Here is a 20571-nt window from a genome sequence, read left to right on the forward strand (position 1 = left end):
CTTACGCTACTCAGCGCGAAACACGGGCTTGCCCACGGCAAAATTCAGCTGCTCGAAAGCCCGCACGCGGTTGGCCCGCAAAGTGTTCAGCTGCACCAGGTTGTTCTTATAAGACTCGAAAAAGTCCAGGTACTCCACCACGCTCAAAATGCGCTTGGCGTAGCTCTGCTCGATGCCCACCATCAGCCGGGCAAACGGCGCGGTATCGCGGTCGGTGTTCTGGAACAGTTCATCGTTGCGGGCGGCCAGCTGGTAGGCCTGGTGCACCTCGCTCTGCACCACCAGCTGCTGCTGGTCGACGAGCAACTGACTGCCGGCAATCTGGGCCTTAGCCGCCTGAATATTTCCCTGGTTGCGGTTGAAGACCGGCACGGCCATGCCCAGCGTAAGGGCCTGGTAATTATTTATGTAGGAGCCAGCCTTGTCGAAGGTATAGCCCACGGCCAGGTCGGGGGTGGCCAGCTTCTGTTGCAGCTTCAGGTTCAGGTTTTGCTGTTGCAGGCTGGCGCGGCGGGCGTTCAAATCAGTGCGGCGCACCAGGGCGGTATCAATCAGCTCCTGCTCCGGGTGGGTGGTCAGGCTCAGCTCGCGGGTGCGGGTCAGGTCTACCAAGGGCACGAACTGGCTACCGGTCGCGTCGCGCAGCAGCACGTGCAAATCGGTCTGGTCCGAGGCCACGTCATTCAGCAGGCCTTGCCGCTCGCTTTGCAGCGTAAACAGGAAGGCCCGCAGGCGAATCACTTCCTTCAGCGCAATATTGCCCTTCTCAAACTGCGTCTGGTACAGGCTGACGGTGCGCGTGAGCGAAGTAATTTCGGTGGCGTAGGTCTTCAGCGTCTGCTGCTTAAAATACACGTCGTAGAACGTCGAGCGCAGCTGGTAGCGCAGGTTGCGCAGCAAATCCTGCAGGTTGTACTGCTCCACCACGGCATTCTGGCGGGCTACCTCGCCGGCGGCCTTTCGCCGGCCGGCCAGCGAAAACAACTGCTGCACCGTCACGATGGCCTCGCTGCCCACCGTGCCCTCCGGTACCGTGGGCCGGGAAATCTTGCGGCGCAACACGTCCTGCTCTACGTACAGTGAGGGGTTGTCAATCAAGCGGGCCTGCACGGCCTGAGCCTGGGCCACCGTCACGTTGTATTGCTGGGCCAGTACGGCGAGGTTATTCTGGAAGAACTGCTGCTCGGCCTGGGGCAGCGTCAGCCGAATGGTATCGGCAGTGGCCACGGGCAGGGTAGTTGCGGGGGCCGAGCGGGCGGCGGGACTCGCTACCTGGGCCTGGGCACTGGTTGCCACCAGGGCCAGCACCAGCAAAAGAACGTTGCGAAACATGAGTTGGTTGGATTACCCGACAAAGGTTGGCGGCCTTGCGTGAGGATAAAATGAACCTGAAATTCATGCGACGAAACCTGGCTTTTCCTCGGTCAACGCCGGCATTCACCAAGCGGTCGGCGCGGGTCGGCTGGGCAAGCTCAATGGCTCAGGGTCGAATCCATTCCACCAGCAACTGCCTGTCGTACCGAATCGGAGCCGGCAGCAGCCAGTAGCCGGCCGGTAGGTTCCGGCCGGCTGGCAGGCTCGGCCAGCGCTCCAAGTATCAGCAGTACCAATACGGCAACCCCGGCCACTGCCAGCACCAGCACCCAATAAGGCCGTGCCAGTTCAGCGGCCCACACTGCGTGCGGAGCCTTCACCGCCGCGCGCCGCCGGAAACCGGGCCATCGGGGCAAGTCGGCCGGCAGCCAACCGTAAATCTGGTGCTTAGCGGTTGCCAACTCTTCACTCAGGCGCAGAGCGGTCAGCTGCTGCCGGAATGCGTAGCGGGCCAGCCCCACCGCCAATACCGCCGCCACCAGCCGAAGCAGTGTAATAGTAGAAGCGGGCCGTAGTCCGGCGTAAGTACGCATTAAGCCGTCCAGCGCGGGTCGATTAGCCCCGAACAAACGGAACAGCAGGCCTTCACCCGCATCCAGAGCACTGCTGTCGTCAGGCCCGCCCCCCAGCAGGGCCAGTACTTCCGTAATGTTGTTAATTCCCTTGCTGCCTGCCCACTCGGCTTCCAGTAGTGGGGAAAATAACGCGCGGCCCTGTCCTTCTCCGGTTTGAATAACCAGTTGGCACAGCACCAGGGGGACCATTCCCTTCAAGGCTTTGCCCACTGCATATTCGCGCTCCCCCAGCCGGGCGGCTAAGTGCCGCACCAACTCCCGGGAAAAAGCCAACCGAATGGCTCGCAGACAATTTTGCATGTTAATCGGGCCAGGAAGCAGCAGAACTTGCGTAGTATATTCAGGATTGAATAACACAAAGTTCTACCCTGAAAAACATTTTTTTCTTTAAATACGACAAGCCGGTTGGTTTCCGGGGCGAACTCACCTTTTGAGCGCATCAACCCGTTGTTCAGTTCGACAGCCCAGGCGAATGAGTTCGCCACTCCCATTTTGCTGGTCCACTAAACAACTATTACCGATAGCTAAGTCGTCAACTCAAGGCTACTCATCCTCATAATCCAGGCCCAGGCAGCTGTTCAGGGCCTGGCGAAGCTCGCTGGCGGCGTGCTGCTGGCCGGCCTGCTTTGCTGCCACCAAACCTTTCTGATATACCTGCTCGGCCTCGTCTTTGCGGCCAAACTCTTCCAGTAGCTTGCCAGCGTGGTAGTAAGTACCCACGTAGTCAGCGTGTTCATTCAATAATTTTTGATAAAATTCCCAGGCCCGCTCGGGTTCCTGGGCGCGGTATTCGGTGGCTAGGGCATAAATGGTGAAGGCATCGGTGGGGTCGTCGGCGTAAAAGGCCAGGAGTTGCTGCAATCGGGTGGCGGGCGTGTTCATTCGGCGGGGAGATTTGTTTACCTTTGGGGCAAAATTGCGGCTTTTTCGCGGTACTGCCTGAAACCCCCGATTTTTGTTAAAACTCGTACGTATCTCAGAGGTTGTTATGCATGCAGCCTTTATTCTCCGATTTCGCCACCCTAATCCCGCTTAGATGAAGTTTCTGGTTTGCATTTCCAACGTGCCCGACACGACCACCAAAATCGCCTTTACGCCCGATAACAAGGAGTTCAATAAGGCCGGGGTGCAGTTCGTAATCAACCCCTGGGATGAATACGCCCTCACCCGCGCCATCGAGCTGAAGGAAGCCGCCGGCAGCGGTACCGTCACGGTACTGAACGTGGGCCAGGCCGACACCGAGCCCAACATCCGCAAGGCCCTGGCTATTGGGGCCGACGATGCCATTCGCGTCGATGCCGTGCCGCAGGATGCCTACTTCGTAGCCGAGCAGATTGCCGCCATTGCCAAAGAAGGGGCTTATGACGTGATTCTGATGGGTAAGGAAAGCATTGACTACAACGGTTTCCAGGTGCACGGCATGGTGGGCGAGATGCTGGGCATTCCCACGGTAGCCCCGGCCATGAAACTCGATATGAGCGGCAATACTGCTACGCTGGAGCGCGAAATCGAAGGCGGCAAGGAGATTGTGAGCGTAAACACGCCCTTCGTGGCCTCGTGCCAGCAGCCCATGTGCGAGCCCCGCATTCCGAACATGCGCGGCATCATGACGGCCCGCACCAAGCCGCTTAAAGTAGTGCCCGCCGTAGGGGAGCCCGCCCGCACCACCGTGGCCGAATTCGCGTTGCCCCCCAAGAAGCAGGGCGTAAAGCTCATCGATGCCGAAAACGCCGGCGAGCTCATCAAGCTGCTCCGCAACGAAGCCAAAGTAATTTAATTCAGTGAACAGTTATCAGTGAGCAATGAACAATAGTTCGCACGTCTTTTCTGATAAACTGTTCATTGTTAACTGCTAACTGTTAACTGAAAAGAAATGTCTGTATTAGTTGTAGTTGAATGCGCCGACGGCGAAGTAAAGAAGTCGTCGCTCGAAGTAGCCTCCTATGGGGCCGAAGTGGCGGCCATGCTGGGCACCACCGCCACGGCCATTGCCGTGGGCGAAGCCAACGAGGCCAACCTGGCTAAGCTGGGCGAGCAAGGCATCACGAAAGTGCTGTACGATGCTGAGCCCCGCCTCAAGGACTTCGTGAACAATGCCTACACCAAACTCATTGCCACGGCAGCCGAGCAGGAAAGCGCTAAAATCATCGTGCTGGCCAACAGCAACATCGGCGCGGCCGTGGGCTCGCGCCTGTCGGTGCGCCTGAAGGCCAGCCTGGCCACCAACGTGGTGGAGCTGCCCAAAATCAGCGGCGACCAGTTCACGGTGAAGCGGGGTGCGTTTTCGGGCAAGGCGTTTTCGGACGTCGTGCTGAGCGGCGACCGCAAAATCATCGCCGTGAAGAAAAATTCGACCGAGGCGAAGCACGAGGCCGGCAAAACGGCCGAGGTAGCCAGCTTCTCGGCCCAGCTCGGCGATGCCGACTTCGCCGATGCGCCTACGCAAGTAGTGATGCAGGACCAAGCCGGCGGCGTTCTGCTCCCGGAAGCCGACCTCGTGGTATCGGGTGGCCGAGGCATGAAGGGCCCCGAAAACTGGGGGTTGATTGAGGACCTAGCCAAAGCTCTGGGCGCGGCCACGGCCTGCTCGAAGCCGGTGTCGGATGTCGACTGGCGTCCTCATCACGAGCACGTGGGCCAAACGGGCATCACGGTTTCGCCAAACCTGTACATTGCCTGCGGTATTTCGGGTGCTATCCAGCACCTAGCCGGCGTAAACAGCTCGAAAGTGATTGTGGTCATCAACAAAGACCCCGAGGCTCCTTTCTTCAAAGCCGCTGATTATGGCATCGTGGGCGACGTTTTCGACGTACTACCCAAGCTGACGGCCGCCGTGAAGGCGCTGAACTAACAAAAAAGCCCCGCCCCGGCGGGTGAGTTGGGGACCCAGGCGGTCGGCTTTCCGCAGAAAGCCGGGGTCTGGGTCCCCAATCTTTTTGGCGCAATTCCGGTTTCAGCAACAGTTTCGGGCGGCAGATGCCCGGACTTTTCTTTATTTGCACGTCCATCCCAATGGGCAGCCCCGGACGGGCCCCTGCCCGGCCCGTTCTTCCCTCCCCCCGACACCTAGCACCTCGTATTACCTTGAAAAAAATCCAGCTTGAAATCCTGGGCCTGTCGTCCAGCCAGTCGCAGTCTGGCTCCTTCGCGCTGATTCTGGGCGAGAAGGGCGGCAACCGCCGCCTGCCCATTATTATCGGCATGTTCGAAGCGCAAAGCATTGCTATCCAGATTGAAAAAATCAGCCCCAACCGGCCGCTCACGCACGACCTGTTCAAATCGTTTGCCGAGCATGTGCACGTGGTGATTCTGGAAGTGGTGATTTCAGACCTGAAGGAAGGCGTGTTTTATTCGCGCATCGTGTGCTCAGACGGAGCCACGACCTTCGACATCGACGCCCGGCCATCGGATGCCATTGCCATTGGCCTGCGCTTCGGCGTGCCCATCTACACGGTGGAGAGCGTGCTGAGCGAAGCCGGTATCATTCTTTCGGACCTCGACGAAGTGGAAAGCGATGCCGGCGATGAAGATGAAGACGACGATGACGACGCCGAAAGCGAGTCGCCCCGCGCCCCGCGTGCCCAGCCCGAGGCCCGCGAGCCCAGCGGCCAGGTGCCGGTAGAAGAGCTAAGCAAAATGCTGGCCCAGGCCCTCGACAAAGAGGACTACGAAAAGGCCGCCAAAATCCGCGATGAGTTGAACAAGCGCAACGGCTAACCGCAGGTGTTTGCAGATTTGACGGATAAGTACGTAGTCAAATTCTCTTCTCCGCCCTTTTTATACCACTCGCTGAAACGCTGCTCCTGATAAGAAGCAGCGTTTCTCATTTCCTAATGATATGGCTGCATCCGAAGACACCCTGCGCTACCCCATCGGCCGGCCCCAGCTGCCCGAAGGCCCGCTGCCAACCGCCGAGCGGACGCCCCTGCTGCAACAGCTGACCGACCTACCGGCCCAGCTTACCGCGGCGGCCCGGGCCGTGGGTGGCGAGCGCCTGCAACTCCCCTACCGCCCCGGCGGCTGGACGGGTCGCCAGGTGATTCACCATGTGGCCGACTCGCACATGAACTGCTACTTCCGCTTTCGGCTGGCCCTGACGGAGGATAACCCCACCATTCGGCCCTACGACGAGCAGGCCTGGGCCGAACTGCCTGACGTGGCCGCTACGCCCATCACCGTATCGCTGACGCTGCTGGAGGCCCTGCACACGCGCTGGGTGACGTTGCTCCAGCACCTGAGCGACGCGGAGTGGCAGCGAACGTTTTATCACCCCGGTACCGAGCGCACCTTTACGCTCGACCAGGCGCTGGCCTTGTATGCCTGGCACGGGCAGCACCACCTGGCGCACTTAAAATCGTTGATTGCCGCTGATTAACCGTGATTTCGCTGACTTCTACTTTTTCTTTGATTTGCGACTGGCATTTCTGGCAATTAGCGCCATCAGGACATGACAAACAAAAGGCCGCCCATTGAGCGGCCTTTTAAATAAAAGTCAGTAAAATCAAGGTTAATCAGCGGCAATCAGCGATTTAGATACCGCCCCCGGATTCGCTGTCTTCTGCGAAGGCAGCCATGCCACCTTCGGTTTCATCGTCGATGCGCTTAGCGGCACGCACCAAGCTGCTACTAAAAATGAAGTCCCGCAGCTCCGGCACCGTGGCGTTCAGGATTTCGTCCTTGGTGCCGTCCCAAAGTTTTTTGCCCTGGTGGAGGAAGACGATGTGCTCGCCAATTTCAATCACCGAGTTCATGTCGTGGGTCACGATGACGGTGGTAATGCCGTATTCGTGGGTGATTTCATGAATCAGGTTATCGATTTTGATGCTGGTGGCCGGGTCGAGGCCGGAGTTGGGCTCGTCGCAGAACAGGTAGGTACACTGCGGGGCAATGGCGCGGGCAATGCCGACGCGCTTTTTCATACCACCCGAGATTTCGGCGGGCATTTTATTACCGGCGTTTTCGAGGCCCACACGCTTGAGACAGAATTCGACCCGCTCGCGGCGCTCCTCCACGGTCATTTCGGGCGTCAGCATCTGGAGCGGGAACTCGACGTTCTGGGCCACGGTCATGGAATCGAACAGCGCTGAGCCCTGGAACAGCATGCCGATTTTGCGGCGGATTTCCTGGCGGATATCGATTTTGCTGTTGGTATAAACCGTGCCGTCGAAAGTGATGGAACCCATATCGGGCTTCATCAGGCCCACGATGCACTGGAGCAGCACGCTTTTGCCGGTGCCCGAGCCGCCGAGCAGCAGGTTACACTTGCCGGTTTCGAACACGCACGAAATGCCTTTGAGTACCTGCGTGCCGTTGAAAGACTTTTCAATGTTGGATACTTCAATCATAATTTTCGCTATTAGCCATCAGCCCTTGGCTGTTAGCTTTTTCAGTTGAAGGTTGAGAAGCTAACAGCTAACAGCTAGTAGCGAAAAGCCGAAAAATCAGAGCAGCAGTGCCGCCAGGGCGAAGTCGGCAATGAGGATGGCGATGATGGAATTGGTAACGGCTCCGGTGCTGGCCGCGCCTACTTCGAGGGCACCACCCGTGGTAAAGTAGCCTTTAAAGGATGAGATACCCGACACGAGGAAGGCAAATACGACTGCCTTAATGAGGGCGAAGACGATGTTGTAGGGAATGAAATCGGTACGGATGCCTTCGATGTAGTCCTGGGCCGTCATTACGCCGGTGAGCGTACCAGCCAGGTAGCCACCCAGAATGGAGAGCAGCATGGCCAGAATAACCAGCATCGGGAACATGACCAGCGCAGCCAGAATACGCGGCAGCACAAGGTAGGAGGTGGAGTTAATGCCCATTACTTCGAGGGCCGAAATCTGCTCGGTGATGCGCATGGTGCCCAGGCCGCCGGCGATGCTGGAGCCCACTTTGCCGGCCAGCACGATGCTGGTGATGGTGGGGGCCAGTTCCAGAATAGTCATTTCGCGCACCATGAAGCCGATAGTAGACTGCGGAATGAGCGGGTTGGTGAGGTTGTAGGCAATCTGGACGCAGGTTACGGCCCCGATGAAGGCCGACACGATGGCAACGATGACGATGGAGTCGACGCCGATGAGCGTGGCTTCGTCGATGGTGCGTTTCCAGAGGACGCTAAAACGCTCGGTGCGCGAAACCATGCCGCGCAGAAAAAGAACGAACGAGCCGAATGTGGTGAGCATAGAAAAGGATTGGGAAATAAAAACCGAAGTTTGGGGCCGGAGGTTATCGAAGCCGGGCCGAAGGGCGGCTGGCCACCATACGTAAAAACGCAAACCGATAGTGCAAACCAACGAAAATTTAATCGTCGTGACCGGCGGCAGCAAAGGTATTGGCCGCGCCGTAGTATCGCGCTTTCTGCGCGCCGGCTACTCGGTAGCCACCTGCGCCCGCTCGGCCGCCGACCTGGCCGCGCTCACTACCGAGCTGGCGGCCCAAATTCCCGGAGCCGTGCTCTACACCCTGTCCGCCGACCTCAGCCAACCGGCCGACTGCGCCCGCTTTGCCGCCTTCGTGCTGGCCCTGGAGCTGCCGGTGGAGGTGCTGGTGAACAACGCCGGAGCCTTTATCCCCGGCCGCCTGCAGGACGAACCCGCCGACGGCTCGCAGCTGCGCCAGATGCTGGCCGTGAACCTGCTTAGCGCCTACGACGTGACATTGCCGCTGCTGCCGGGCCTGATTGCGCGGGGCCGGGGCCATATTTTCACCATCTGCTCCACGGCCAGCGTTACCGCCTACCCCAACGGCGGCTCCTACGGCATTGCCAAGCACGCGCTGCTGGGTTTCACGCGCAACCTGCGCGAGGAGCTGAAAACAGCTGGCGTGCGCGTTACGGCCGTGCTGCCCGGCCCCACCCTCACGGCCAGCTGGGAGGGCGTGGATTTGCCGCGCGAGCGGTTCGTGCAGGCCGAGGATGTGGCCGAGGCGGTGTTTTCGGCTTATTCAATGTCGGCTCACGCCGTGGTGGAAGAACTGCTGATTCGGCCGCAGCTGGGCGACTTGTAGGCGCTTTGGCTACTCGGAAGCACGCGCCGGCCGGCGTATCCAGCGCTGGTAGACGAAAAGCAGGGCCACGGCCCAGAACAGGGCCTCGGCAATGCCGCCAAGCGGCTGTATCAGGGGCCGAAACAGGGACGTAGCCGCTACCGCGCCCATTGCGGCCAGCACCCAGGCCAGCTTCAGGTAGTCGAGTAGCTCGCGCTGCGGCTTTGCGCGAAACCAGAAGCCGTAGGTGCCCACAACGGCGAGCGAACCGCTGATAAGTAACTGGTCACCAAACGTCCAGTGTTCAACTTTAAATAAAAGGCCCAGGCCAAGCAATAAAAGACCCAAGCCCATGCTAATGGCCAGCCGGGTATTGTTCCAGATGCGGCTACTGGTGAGCAGCAGGCCCAGCAGCAGCCATTTCAGGATTGCCAGCGGTGTGGAGGCCCAAGTGGTGAGAAAGTCGGTCATGAGCAACTGGGGAAATCGAGAAACTACTCCTGCTTTTTGCCACCGGTACCGGTAATGGTCACCCCCAGCACGGGTGGGTTGCCGGCGTAGTAGAGCGTACCGGTGCCGGCCACGAGGCCGTCGAGCACGGCGGTGGGACGCACGTGGGCGTCGCCGTCGCTGTCGCGGGTCATCTTGAAATAGCAGCGTTTGAGCGCCAGGCCCTGAGCGAAGAGCCGGCCCGAACCACCGACGGTAAAGTTGAGCTCGTCGGCGGAGCCGCGCAGGTTAAAATCGCCCAGTTCATACTGGTCAATGTAGAGGTAGCGGGCCTGGAAGTTGAGGTCAAAATCGCCGGCCCCGACGAGGTGGCAGAACGCCTGGTCCTGCACGAAAGGGCCCACGGTGCTCACATTGCCCTGTCCCCTCAGAAACAGGTTGTCGATGCGGGGTAGGTGCAACGTGACTTCGCGGGGCGTGTCGTAGCTGCGGGCCCAGTTGCAGCGGCTGGTGTTGGCAATTTCGAGGGCGTCGCCCTTGCGGGTGAATTCGATGTCATCAATTAGGTTTTCGCCGGCCCGCACCTCGGCGTAGGTCAGGGGGTCCTGCACGAGGCGCAGGTCCACATTGTCGTAGGCCGTGATGGTGACGAGACCGGGTGCTACTTCGCGCCGTTGGGTGATGATGGTGCCGGTGCTCTTGATGCAGTCGCTACCGTGGCCGGGACCGCAGGTGCTGAGGCCAAGGGTGAGAATAACGCCGAAACCGGCGCGGCCAAGCGCGCGCAGTATCCTAAACCCTCCCAGGCCGCTAACTTGCGGCCGCAAACTCGTATTGCGCATAATCCCCCTTACTTTCCCCAAAGATAAATGGACCTCACCGGTAAAGTTGCCATCGTAACCGGCGCCAGCAAAGGAATTGGCCGCGCCACCGTCGAAGCGCTGCTGGCGCGCGGGGCGGCCGTGGCCGGCTGGGCCCGCACCGCGCCCGAAGGCTTGACGCACGACCGGTTTCAGTTTTTCGCCTGCGACGTGCAGGACGAGCACTCCATCACCGAAGCCTTCACTAACACGCAGCGCGAGCTGGGGCCCGAAATCCACGTGCTGGTGAACAACGCTGGCCTGGGCATCATGGGCGACATCGACGGCTTCAAAACCGAGGACTGGAAGACGATGTTCGACACCAACGTGCTGGGCACTTTCCTGTGCACCCGTGCCGTGCTGCCCCCGATGAAGCAGCAGCAACAAGGCCACATCGTGAACGTGGCCTCGCTGGCCGGCACGGCAGGGTCGGCCGGCATGTCGGGCTACTGCGCCACCAAGTTCGCCGTGCGCGGGTTCTCAGATGCGCTGTTTAAGGAAGTGCGACCGGCGGGTATTCGCGTTACCTGCATCATGCCCGGCTCGGTTGAAACCAACTTCAACGGCAAAGAGCCCGGCACCACGCCTGACCCGCACAAGATGCAGCCCGAAGACATTGCCGCCGCCATTGTGCACGCCATCGAAGCGCCGGACTCGACGATGATATCGGAGATTCAGCTGCGGCCGGCGCAGGTGAAATAGCTTCTTTTCTAATTGAACGTCATGCTGAGCGGAGCCGAAGCATCTCTACCTCAATACTAACTAATTACTTGCGCGGTAGAGATGCTTCGGCAAGCTCAGCATGACGTTGTTTCTGACACTCAGTTCCACATGGTAGAAATCGAGCACCTGACCAAAACCTACGGCACCCAAAACGCCGTGGACAACATCAGCTTCACGGCGGGCAAGGGTGAAATCGTGGGCTTTCTGGGGCCGAATGGCGCGGGCAAAAGCACCACCATGAAAATTGCCACCGGCTACCTCCCCCCCACCGCCGGCACCGTGCGCGTGGCCGGCTACGACGTGCTCACTAATAGCCTCGACGTACGCCGCCACGTGGGTTACCTGCCCGAACACAACCCGCTCTACCTGGACATGTACGTGCACGAGTACCTCGAATTTATCGGCTCGGTGCACGGGCTGCGCGGCTCCGGCCTGCGCACCCGCGTGGCCGAGCTGGTGCGCCGCGTGGGCCTGAGCCGCGAGCAGAACAAGCAAATCGGGGCGCTGAGCAAAGGCTACCGGCAGCGCGTGGGCCTGGCCCAGGCGCTCATCCACGACCCGGACGTACTCATCCTCGACGAGCCCACCACCGGCCTCGACCCCAACCAAATTCTGGAAATCCGGCAGCTCATCCGCGAGGTGGGCGAGGATAAAACCGTCATTTTCAGCACCCACATTCTGCCCGAAGTCACGGCGCTGTGCTCACGCGTGCTCATCATCAGCCGGGGCAAGCTGGTGGCCGACAGCCCGGTGGCCGAGCTAGCGGCTCGCGCCGCCGGCGAAACCGTAGTGCGCGCCGAGTTTGAAGGCCCGGTGGATACCGCCAAGCTAGCCCAGCTGCCCAACGTGCGCCACGTCGAGCTAGCGCCCGATGGCGCGGTGCTGTTGCGCACCGCGCCAAGCACCGACGTGCGCGCCGCCGTGTCGCGCCTGGCCGGGCAGGAAGGCTGGATTCTGCTGGGGCTACGGCAGGAGCAGCAGAGCCTGGAAGAGGTGTTTGGAGAGTTGACGAAATAAGAACCAACAAACAGAACGACAAATGGGAACGTCATGCTGAGCGCAGCCGAAGCATCTCTATTCCAATACTAATTAATTACTTGCGCGGTAGAGATGCTTCGGCTGCGCTCAGCATGACGTTCAAAAACCAGAATGCTCACCATCCTTCAAAAAGAATTCAACGCCTTCCTGAACTCCCCCGTGGCCTACGTGGTGCTGGGGGTTTTCCTGATTGCGACGGGCCTGTTCGTCTGGGTTTTCCCCGACAGCAGCGTGCTCGACTACGGCTATGCCGACCTGCAAACGCTCTTCAATCTGGCCCCGTGGATTTTCCTGTTCCTGATTCCGGCCCTGACCATGCGCACGTTTGCCGAGGAGAAGAAGGCCGGCACCATTGAGCTGCTGCTTACCCGGCCGCTGACCGATGGGCAGATTATCGGCGGCAAGTACCTCGCCTGCCTGCTGCTGGCGCTGCTGGCGCTGGTGCCCACGCTGCTGTACTACTACTCGGTGTACAAGCTGGGCAGCCCCGAGGGCAATATCGACTCGGCCGCCACGGTGGGCTCCTACCTGGGGCTGGCGCTGCTGGCGGCGGTGTTCGCGGCCATCGGCATCCTGGCCTCTGCTCTCACCCGCGACCAGATTATCGCATTTTTAGTGGCGGTGGTGGGCTGCTTCCTGGTGTATTCAGGCTTCGATTCGCTGGCCTCGGTGCTGCAAGGCAGCTCGGCTTATTACGTGAGCCAGCTCGGCATCGCGGCGCATTACCGCGACCTGAGCAAGGGTTTGGTCGACTCGCGGGATTTGGTTTATTTCTTCAGCGTGGTGGCGGTGGCATTGCAGGCCACGCGCCTGGCTTTGCGGAGTCGGAATTGGTAGCGGAACACGCTTCGGCTTGTTCCCACCTACCATCAATTAGCACCTATGAATCCATCCGAAAACGCATTCGAACCAGCGCAAGCGGAAGCTCCCGCTATCTCCCGCAAACGCAACGACCTGCTCACCTTTGCCGCCATCATCGGCGGGCTGCTGCTATTTAATTTCATCGCCCAGCGCTTCTTTTTCCGGCTCGATTTGACCGAGGAGAAGCGCTACACCATGTCGCCGGCCACCAAAACGCTGCTGCGCGACCTCAAGCAGCCGGTCACCGTCACGGTGTACCTCACCGGTGATTTCCCGCCCGCCTTCCGCCGGCTGGAGCAGGGTGTGCGCGAAACGCTGACCGAATTCCAGGTCTACGGCGGAGCCAACCTGAACTACATTTTCATCGACCCCAGCGCCGGCAGCACCGAAGCGGCTCGCAATGCCTTCTACCAAACCCTGTTTAAAAAAGGCCTGAAACCCACCAACCTCGGGGCTACCGAAAACGGCAAGCGCGTCGAGAAAATCATTTTTCCCTACGCCGTGGTGAGCGTGGGCGGCCATGATAAAAGCGTGCTGCTGCTGCGTGGCAACCAGGCCGCCCCGGCCGAGGTGCGCCTCAACCAAAGCATTGAAGGGCTGGAATATGAGTTGGCCAGCACCATTCGCGGGCTGGTACCGGCACTGCGCAAGCGCATTGGCGTGGTGGAAGGCCACGGCGAGCTGACCAACGTGCAGGCCGGCGACATGCTCGGCAGCTGGCAGCAGCAGTACGACGTGTTGCGGGTGACGCTGAGCAAGGTAAAGGTAAATGACCTGAGCGCGCTCGACGCCATCGTAGTGGCCCAGCCCAAAACGCCTTATTCGGAAGAAGACAAGTTCAAGCTTGACCAGTTTATCACCCAAGGCGGCCGGGCCATGTTCTTCGTCGATGCCCTGCGCGTGGACCTCGACAGCGTGGCCCGCAACGGCGTGGCGCTGGCCACGCCCTACAATCTCAACCTCGACGACCTGTTCTTCAAATACGGCCTGCGGGTGAACCAGAACCTACTGCTCGACCTAAATAGCGGCCAAATCCCGCTCGTAACCGGCATGGACGGCAACAAGCCCAAAATCGAGCCCATGCCCTGGCAGCTCTACCCGCTCATTAACAAGTTTAGCCCCCACCCCATCACCCGCAACCTCGACGCGGTGTACCTAAAGTTTGTCGGCAACCTTGACACGGTGAAAGCCACCGGCATCCGCAAAACCGCGCTGATGCGCACCTCGCGCTACACCCGCGTGCTGCCCGCCCCGGTGCCCATCAACTTCAACGACGCCCGCCTCGAACCCAATCCCAAGCTCTACCAGAAGGGTTTCCAGCCGATAGCCTACCTGCTGGAGGGCCAGTTCACCTCGCTTTTCGCCAACCGCGCCCGGCCCGGCACCCTGCAATTCCAGCCCGAGAAACCGGCCAATGCCAAGCCCAGCAAAGTCCTGGTGCTGGCCGATGGCGACTTCATCCGCTCCGACATCGACCCCAAAACCGGCAACCCCTACCGCCTGGGTTTCGACCGCCTTGCCAACACCGAATTCGCCAACCGCGAGCTGGTCCTGAACGCCACCGACTACCTGCTCGACGAAACCGGCCTCATCGCCGTGCGCGGCAAGCAAATCACCCTCCGCCCCCTCGACAAAGTGAAGCTGGCCGAGCAGCGCCGTCGCTGGCAACTGCTGAATCTTGGCGCGCCGCTGCTGCTGCTGGGCGTGTTTGGAGCCGTGCGGGCTTGGCGGCGCAAGCGGCGCTATGCGGGGTTTGGTGGGTAAAAAAGATTAATCAATGTATAAACATCTCTTTTACTAAGGGTATCAGGCAGCTATACGTTCCGGAAATTGGGGAGGGATGCCGGAACTGGGTGCGGCTGGCCATGTTGCTATATGCGCAATGATTAATGCCCTGACTTTGTCCTTAATTGCCGAACGAGTATTCAATTGGGACGCAGGCTCTTGGTTACGACCTGAATATAAATGGTTTTGGTCATCTTTCGTAGTGCTCCTGACCTTTAGCTATTTTTTATGGAATAACAGATATAAAAGAATTATAAATAGCTACGAGTTACGAGAGAACAATTTTAGTCGTATACCGCCTGTTCTGATAATCGGCTTTTATTTCCTATCAAGCGCCTTATTGATGTTTATAGCTGCGGTCTACAGGAATCATGGAGGCCCTTTCAAATAGTATCGGTCATCATTGCTAGGTTGGTTCAACGAATGCCCAAAGCTGGCAAACTCCCCTTCCAAAGCCCAACGCCACCCCCTATCTTTGCCCCCCTCCAACCCCCAACCTTAGCCTCGCACCATGAAATTCATTGTATCCTCCTCCGCGCTGCTTAAGCAGCTGCAAAGCATCAACGGCGTGGTGACGAACAACCCCGTGGTGCCCATTCTGGAGAACTTTCTCTTTGAGATTGAGGCCGGTAAGCTCACCATCACCGCCTCCGACCTGGAGACGAGCATGATTACCGAGCTACCCGTGGAGGCCCGCGACACCGGCCGCATTGCCGCGCCCGCCCGCATCCTGCTCGATACCCTCAAGAACCTGCCCGACCAGCCCGTGACCTTCACCCTGGACGAGGAAACATACACCATTGAAATCAGCTCGGCCAACGGGCGCTACAAGCTGGCCGGCGAGAATGCCGCCGACTTCCCCCGCGTACCGGTGGTGAAGGGCTCGGCCCCGATTGAGATGCCGTCGTCGTCGCTGGCGCGGGCCATCAACAAAACCATCTTCGCGGTGAGCACCGACGAGCTGCGCCCGGCCATGACGGGCATTCTGGTGCAGCTGGCCGATTCGCAGGTAACCTTCGTGGCGACCGATGGCCACCGCCTGCTGCGCTACCGCCGCCAGGACGTGGGCGCGGGCCAAACCGCCAACCTCATTATCCCGCGCAAAGCCTTCAACCTGCTGAAAGGCACGCTGCCCTCGGAAGCCACACCGGTGAAGATGGAGTTCAACCAGAGCAACGCCTTCTTCTCCTTCAACCAGATGCGTCTCGTGTGTCGCCTGATTGATGAGCGGTACCCGGACTACGAAAACGTGATTCCGGTGAGCAACCCCAACAAGCTCATCATCAACCGCGCCGAGCTGCTAAATTCGGTGCGCCGCATCAGCATCTACTCCAATAAAACCACCCACCAAGTGCGCTTGCGCCTGGCCGGCTCCGAACTGGTGGTTTCGGCCGAGGACCTCGATTTCAGCAACGAAGCCAAGGAAACCCTCACCTGCCAGTACGACGGCGAGGACATGGAAATCGGCTTCAATGCCCGCTTCCTGCTCGAAATGCTTTCAAACATCGACTCCGAGGAAATCACCCTGGAGCTGAGCACGCCTAACCGCGCCGGTTTGCTGATGCCCACCACCCCGGACGACAACGAAAGCATCCTGATGCTGGTGATGCCGGTGATGCTGAATAACTACGTTTAACTTTTATCGCGCTTACTCAGAACGTCATGCTGAGCGCAGTCGAAGCATCTCTACCGCGCAACTAATCCTATCGACAGGATTACTGCGGCGGTAGAGATGCTTCGACTGCGCTCAGCATGACGTTCTGATTTTTTACTTTACAACCCATGAAAAAATCAGAAATCCGCTTCAGCATTGCCCTCGACGATAAGAAAGTGCCCGAGGCCATCAGCTGGACGGCCACCGATGCGGGGCCGGATATCCACTTCGCCAAGGCCATCAACATTGCGCTGTGGGACCGGGAGCAGGCCGGCACCATGAAAATTGACCTCTGGACCAAGGACATGCCCGTGGACGAGATGAAGCGCTTCGTGGTCGATAACATCGGCTCCATGGCCGAGAACATCGTGACGGCTACCGACGACAAGGAAATGGCGAACAAGATGCGCGCGCTCTGCAAAGAGCTGTCGGAGTACCTCGACAAGCAGGAACAGGGGCAATAGCCTTGTAGCGCCTGCTTCGGCTTGTGCGCTACACAAACCTGCTCCCGATAAAAAGCCCCGCCGGAAATATCCGGCGGGGCTTTTTGTGTTCGTGGCGCATGCTATGACATGCACTGCAAGGGGCTAGCGGGCGTTGCGGCCCAGGTTGCCAGCGGGGCGGTTGGCCGGTTTCGTAGCGGCCGGGCCCACCGTGGCATCGTTGGCCCGGGCGGGAGCGGGATTCTGCACGGCATCGGTGAGCAGAATGCTAGCCGAGTTCGAAGCGAAGTCCCGCCCTAGCTTATTGTACGCCCCGCGAGCACCGTAGTAAGCGCTGTATTGGTCGGTAGTCAGGAAATCCTGAAATTCCTTGTCACGCTCTTTGCACACGCCGTTGCACTGCTCATCGACCAACTGCGGATTACCGGCATTTTTGCGCTGGATAGTAGCCATTTTAGCTACTTTGTCGGCGTTGATAGCGCGTACTTTAGCGGCCTGATAGCCATTGAGGCGCAGGTCGCGCACCATTTGGTTGCTGAGTTGGTCGGCGCGCGAGGCAATGGGATTGAGGCGCGGACTGGGCTGCGTTTTATCCTGCACGGCAACCGGAGAGTTGGGGGCCTGCTGAGCCGAGGCGGCACCTGCCAGCAGGGCCAGCACCAGAGTAGCAAAAGCGGTTTTCATCGTCATAGTCGTAGGGTTTTGGTAGGACACTTACGCAAGGACCGGGCCAGCCAGTAGCGGCCTGGTGCTACCTATATAACGAAGAAAACGCCGTCGCGGTTCGGCATTATCCCCCCAGTATAGCGCCCTGGCTATACCTTACCACTGGTTTTTCCACATCATTGACTCTACTGGGCGGTCGGTGCGGTCGTTGTACTTAGCGTTTGGCTTGCGGTTATAAAAAGTATTCACATCGCCCTGCACGGTGAAGTAAATGAGCTGGCCGATGGGCATATGGCGGTACACCCGCACGGGCATCGACACGCTGATTTCCAGCGTCCAGTGGTTGCAAAAGCCTACGTCTCCTTTGCCGGCGGTGGCGTGAATGTCGATGCCGAGGCGGCCCACGCTGCTCTTGCCTTCGAGGAAGGGCACGGTGGCGTGGGTTTCGGTGTACTCCTGCGTCACCCCCAGGTAAAGGGTGCCCGGCTCCAGCACGAAGCCTTCTTCGGGGATTTCGAAATGGTCGATTTCGTTGTGCGTGCGTGCGTCCAGCACCGCGTCGCGGTAAGTGGCCAGGTACGGTCCGAGGTGCACATCGTAGGAATTGGTGCCCAGGCAGCTGCGGTCGTAGGGCTCGATAACGATGGTGCCTTTCTCGATTTCCGCGAGGATTTGCTGGTCGGTGAGAATCATGTAGCTGGGGTAGTGGTAATTCCGGTTAAAAAGAACGTCATGCTGAGCTTGTCGAAGCATCTCTACCGCTTCGTTGCAGTCGTCATTGATTGCGTAGCGCGGTAGAGATGCTTCGACAAGCTCAGCATGACCGTTTCATTGCGCTAGCAATGGGGGCCGAAGCTCAGTTTCAGTCGTCGTCGTGGCGGTAGGGCGCGGCGGGCTCACCGCCGGCTTGGTCCTCATCCTCGTCGTCCTCGTAGCGGTCCTCGCGGAGGCCGGGGCGGCGCGTGGGGCGCAGTCGGCTGACGATACTGCGGGCCTCTGGTTCCGGCTCGGGGTCAGCAGCAAGATTGTTGATACGGCGACTTAGGCCGGGCAAAACGTTGGTAACCAAATGAAAAAGCAGGCCGGCGCTGCCCAGGCTCAGCAGCAGCGTGAGATAATCGACCCAGTCGTGGCGCGGAGCCGGACCGGCTGGCGCGGCGGGCATGCTGGTAAGGGGCGCTTCTTCGTTGTCGGCCGTGGCCGCCGGCTCGGGCGCGGTGCGGCCGTCGGGGCCATTAGTGGTGAGCGGGGCCGTAACGGGAGCTTCGGGCTGGGCCTCGTTGGTGGCGGCGGGCAGCACTTCGGCGGGCGCGCCAGAATCGTTAAACTGGGCACTGGCCTGCTGAATGAGGCGTTGCTCGGCCCGGATGAGAGATACTCGCTCATCGCGCGGCAGGTTGTGGATAAAGAATTCGAAATTCTTATCCAACAGCACCGATTTCAGCTGCTTATCGAACTCGGCCAGGGTGAGCGAGCCATTGCCGAACCGATTTTTGTAGCGTTCGGCGATGCCGTTGTAGTTCAGAAAAAGCTGCTTGAGGGCCGCGTTGCCACCGAAGCCGTCGAAGCTGCGGCGGGCGGCGGCGGTGCGCAACGTGAGCGGAAACTTTCCTCTGGTAAATGACTTATCGTACACCGTTTCCATGGTGCGGAAGTTCAGCTCATCGATGGTTTTATCGAAAAGGCGCTTGTTGGCCTGAGCCGGAGTTTCAGCGCGGGCGAACGCCGCAATCAGCAGAAAAAAGGCAAGTACTCGGAGTTTCAGCATCGGGCAAAGGTCGCAGATTTGGATTCAATCCAACTGTTTTTTTTCATTTGTCATGTTCAGCCTGACAGCCGCTGCTTACAAATTATGGGCCTCTACCAACGACTCGCGGCAGGCGGTGAGGTACTTCTCCACCAACTCGTCGCTGATGGCCGTGGACACGAACAGGGCCTCGAACTGCGAGGGCGCGAGGTAGATTCCCCGGTTCAGCATGGCGTGGAAGTAGCGCCCGAATGCGGCAGTGTCGCACCGTTTAGCATCGTCGAGGTTGTTGACGGGCTGGTCGGTGAAGAATAGGCTGAACATGGAGCCCACGCGGTTCACGGTGTAGTTCAGGCCCAACTCGGCGGCGATTTGGCGGGTGCCGTCGGCTAGGCGGGCGCTGCTGGCTTCGAGGGCGGTGTAGAGCTCGGGGTGCTCATGCAGGTACCGCAGTTGGGCCATGCCGGCGGCGGTGGCCATGGGGTTGCCCGAAAGCGTGCCGGCCTGGTACACCTTGCCGGCCGGAGCCACGCAGTTCATAATGTCTTCGCGTCCGCCGTAAGCGCCCACGGGCAGGCCGCCCCCGATGATTTTGCCCAGCGTCACCATATCAGCCGTGATGCCGTAGAGTTGCTGTGCGCCGCCCGGGGCGAGGCGGAAGCCGGTCATCACCTCATCGAAAATGAGCACGATGTCGTGATTATTGCACAACGCCCGCAGCCCAGCCAGGAAGCCCTGGGCAGGAATTACCAGGCCCATATTCCCCACTACGGGCTCGAGAATGAGGGCCGCAATCTGGCCGGGGTTGGCGGCAATGAGGGCCTCCACGGCGGGCAGGTCGTTGTAGGGCGCGGTGAGCGTATCCTGGGCCACGCCCTTCGTCACGCCGGCCGAATCGGGCTCGCCGGCGGTGAGGGCCCCGCTGCCGGCCGCAATCAGGAAGGCATCGCCGTGGCCGTGATAGCAGCCCTCGAATTTGATGATTTTAGCGCGGCCGGTGTAGCCCCGGGCGGCGCGGATGGCTGACATGCAGGCCTCGGTACCGGAGTTCACCAAGCGCACTTTCTCCACGCCGGGTACCATGGTCCGAATGAGCTCGGCCATTTCGACTTCGCGGTGAGTGGGCGCGCCGAAGCTCAGCGAATGCGGCAGCGCGGCACGGACGGCATCGAGCACCACGGCCGGCGCGTGGCCCAGAATCATCGGGCCCCAGGAGTTGATAAAGTCAACGTAGCGGTTGCCGTCGACATCGGTAAGCCAGGCACCCTCGGCACTGGCCATGAATACCGGCGAGCCGCCCACCGAGCGAAAGGCGCGCACGGGCGAGTTGACGCCGCCGGGAATGAGGGTTTTGGCGCGGTCGAAAAGGGCAACGGAAGTGGTGAGGTTGAGCATAGATTGCAGACAGCGGTTGGTAAGT

At 59.8% G+C, this 20571-nt stretch carries 22 protein-coding genes; 11 read left to right on the forward strand and 11 right to left on the reverse strand.

Annotated elements, in window-relative coordinates; all coding sequences use genetic code 11:
• Positions 1-6: 6 nt before the first annotated feature.
• The 3 genes from ABIB44_RS03615 to ABIB44_RS03625 all read right to left on the reverse strand — a co-directional run bounded on the left by ABIB44_RS03615 (position 7) and on the right by ABIB44_RS03625 (position 2831).
• Positions 7-1332: a TolC family protein gene (locus ABIB44_RS03615; protein ID WP_354583256.1), complete on the reverse strand. Its 1326-nt coding sequence runs from the start codon at positions 1330-1332 to the stop codon at positions 7-9.
• 140 nt (positions 1333-1472) lie between these two features.
• On the reverse strand, positions 1473-2249 hold the full coding sequence (locus ABIB44_RS03620) for a DUF937 domain-containing protein (protein WP_354583257.1): 777 nt from the start codon (positions 2247-2249) through the stop codon (positions 1473-1475).
• Positions 2250-2492: 243 nt separating this feature from the next.
• Positions 2493-2831 (reverse strand): tetratricopeptide repeat protein, encoded by a 339-nt coding sequence (locus ABIB44_RS03625; protein WP_354583258.1) that lies wholly within the window; start codon positions 2829-2831, stop codon positions 2493-2495.
• A gap of 154 nt (positions 2832-2985) precedes the next feature.
• Here ABIB44_RS03625 and ABIB44_RS03630 point away from each other — a divergent pair, with 154 nt between their 5' ends.
• The 4 genes from ABIB44_RS03630 (at position 2986) to ABIB44_RS03645 (ending at position 6324) form a co-directional block, all read left to right on the forward strand.
• The gene (locus ABIB44_RS03630; RefSeq protein ID WP_354583259.1) at positions 2986-3726 is read left to right on the forward strand and encodes an electron transfer flavoprotein subunit beta/FixA family protein; all 741 of its coding nucleotides are present in this window, start codon (positions 2986-2988) and stop codon (positions 3724-3726) included.
• Between the two features lie 96 nt (positions 3727-3822).
• Complete coding sequence (locus tag ABIB44_RS03635; protein ID WP_354583260.1) at positions 3823-4800, forward strand: electron transfer flavoprotein subunit alpha/FixB family protein; 978 nt, start codon at positions 3823-3825, stop codon at positions 4798-4800.
• Between the two features lie 233 nt (positions 4801-5033).
• Entirely contained in the window at positions 5034-5666 is a 633-nt protein-coding gene (locus ABIB44_RS03640; RefSeq protein WP_354583261.1) for a bifunctional nuclease family protein, read from the forward strand.
• Positions 5667-5787: 121 nt separating this feature from the next.
• Positions 5788-6324 (forward strand): YfiT family bacillithiol transferase, encoded by a 537-nt coding sequence (locus tag ABIB44_RS03645; protein WP_354583262.1) that lies wholly within the window; start codon positions 5788-5790, stop codon positions 6322-6324.
• A 154-nt stretch (positions 6325-6478) separates the two neighbouring features.
• On the opposite strand, the gene ABIB44_RS03650 is transcribed toward ABIB44_RS03645, so the two are convergent.
• Together ABIB44_RS03650 and ABIB44_RS03655 are read right to left on the reverse strand one after the other, a co-directional pair.
• Positions 6479-7294 (reverse strand): ABC transporter ATP-binding protein, encoded by an 816-nt coding sequence (locus ABIB44_RS03650; protein ID WP_354583263.1) that lies wholly within the window; start codon positions 7292-7294, stop codon positions 6479-6481.
• 96 nt (positions 7295-7390) lie between these two features.
• Complete coding sequence (locus tag ABIB44_RS03655) at positions 7391-8122, reverse strand: MlaE family ABC transporter permease (protein ID WP_354583264.1); 732 nt, start codon at positions 8120-8122, stop codon at positions 7391-7393.
• 100 nt (positions 8123-8222) lie between these two features.
• Between ABIB44_RS03655 and ABIB44_RS03660 the strand changes: the two genes are divergently transcribed.
• On the forward strand, positions 8223-8945 hold the full coding sequence (locus ABIB44_RS03660) for an SDR family oxidoreductase (protein WP_354583265.1): 723 nt from the start codon (positions 8223-8225) through the stop codon (positions 8943-8945).
• A 9-nt stretch (positions 8946-8954) separates the two neighbouring features.
• Here ABIB44_RS03660 and ABIB44_RS03665 read toward each other — a convergent pair whose 3' ends face one another.
• The gene (locus ABIB44_RS03665) at positions 8955-9395 is read right to left on the reverse strand and encodes a hypothetical protein (protein ID WP_354583266.1); all 441 of its coding nucleotides are present in this window, start codon (positions 9393-9395) and stop codon (positions 8955-8957) included.
• A gap of 23 nt (positions 9396-9418) precedes the next feature.
• A complete protein-coding gene (locus tag ABIB44_RS03670) occupies positions 9419-10201 on the reverse strand; it encodes a GIN domain-containing protein (protein ID WP_354583267.1) in 783 nt (260 codons plus the stop codon).
• Between the two features lie 42 nt (positions 10202-10243).
• Here ABIB44_RS03670 and ABIB44_RS03675 point away from each other — a divergent pair, with 42 nt between their 5' ends.
• The 6 genes from ABIB44_RS03675 to gldC all read left to right on the forward strand — a co-directional run bounded on the left by ABIB44_RS03675 (position 10244) and on the right by gldC (position 16759).
• Positions 10244-10936 (forward strand): SDR family oxidoreductase, encoded by a 693-nt coding sequence (locus tag ABIB44_RS03675; RefSeq protein WP_354583268.1) that lies wholly within the window; start codon positions 10244-10246, stop codon positions 10934-10936.
• Between the two features lie 129 nt (positions 10937-11065).
• A complete protein-coding gene (gene gldA / locus ABIB44_RS03680; RefSeq protein ID WP_354583269.1) occupies positions 11066-11974 on the forward strand; it encodes a gliding motility-associated ABC transporter ATP-binding subunit GldA in 909 nt (302 codons plus the stop codon).
• 132 nt (positions 11975-12106) lie between these two features.
• Positions 12107-12832 (forward strand): gliding motility-associated ABC transporter permease subunit GldF, encoded by a 726-nt coding sequence (gene gldF, locus ABIB44_RS03685; protein WP_354583270.1) that lies wholly within the window; start codon positions 12107-12109, stop codon positions 12830-12832.
• 45 nt (positions 12833-12877) lie between these two features.
• A complete protein-coding gene (gene gldG / locus ABIB44_RS03690) occupies positions 12878-14620 on the forward strand; it encodes a gliding motility-associated ABC transporter substrate-binding protein GldG (protein ID WP_354583271.1) in 1743 nt (580 codons plus the stop codon).
• Positions 14621-15152: 532 nt separating this feature from the next.
• Positions 15153-16277, forward strand: a complete 1125-nt coding sequence (dnaN, locus tag ABIB44_RS03695) for a DNA polymerase III subunit beta (RefSeq protein ID WP_035567181.1) — start codon at positions 15153-15155, stop codon at positions 16275-16277.
• A gap of 146 nt (positions 16278-16423) precedes the next feature.
• On the forward strand, positions 16424-16759 hold the full coding sequence (gene gldC / locus ABIB44_RS03700; protein WP_354583272.1) for a gliding motility protein GldC: 336 nt from the start codon (positions 16424-16426) through the stop codon (positions 16757-16759).
• A 123-nt stretch (positions 16760-16882) separates the two neighbouring features.
• Here gldC and ABIB44_RS03705 read toward each other — a convergent pair whose 3' ends face one another.
• The 4 genes from ABIB44_RS03705 to hemL all read right to left on the reverse strand — a co-directional run bounded on the left by ABIB44_RS03705 (position 16883) and on the right by hemL (position 20546).
• The gene (locus ABIB44_RS03705; RefSeq protein ID WP_354583273.1) at positions 16883-17422 is read right to left on the reverse strand and encodes a DUF4890 domain-containing protein; all 540 of its coding nucleotides are present in this window, start codon (positions 17420-17422) and stop codon (positions 16883-16885) included.
• Positions 17423-17560: 138 nt separating this feature from the next.
• Positions 17561-18097, reverse strand: coding sequence for a dCTP deaminase (gene dcd, locus ABIB44_RS03710; RefSeq protein ID WP_354583274.1), 537 nt, complete (start codon positions 18095-18097; stop codon positions 17561-17563).
• A 169-nt stretch (positions 18098-18266) separates the two neighbouring features.
• Positions 18267-19172, reverse strand: a complete 906-nt coding sequence (locus ABIB44_RS03715; protein WP_354583275.1) for a hypothetical protein — start codon at positions 19170-19172, stop codon at positions 18267-18269.
• 75 nt (positions 19173-19247) lie between these two features.
• Positions 19248-20546, reverse strand: a complete 1299-nt coding sequence (hemL, locus tag ABIB44_RS03720; protein WP_354583276.1) for a glutamate-1-semialdehyde 2,1-aminomutase — start codon at positions 20544-20546, stop codon at positions 19248-19250.
• Positions 20547-20571 lie beyond the last annotated feature (25 nt).

This window comes from Hymenobacter sp. UYCo722 (genome assembly GCF_040547115.1).
Lineage (GTDB): Bacteria > Bacteroidota > Bacteroidia > Cytophagales > Hymenobacteraceae > Hymenobacter.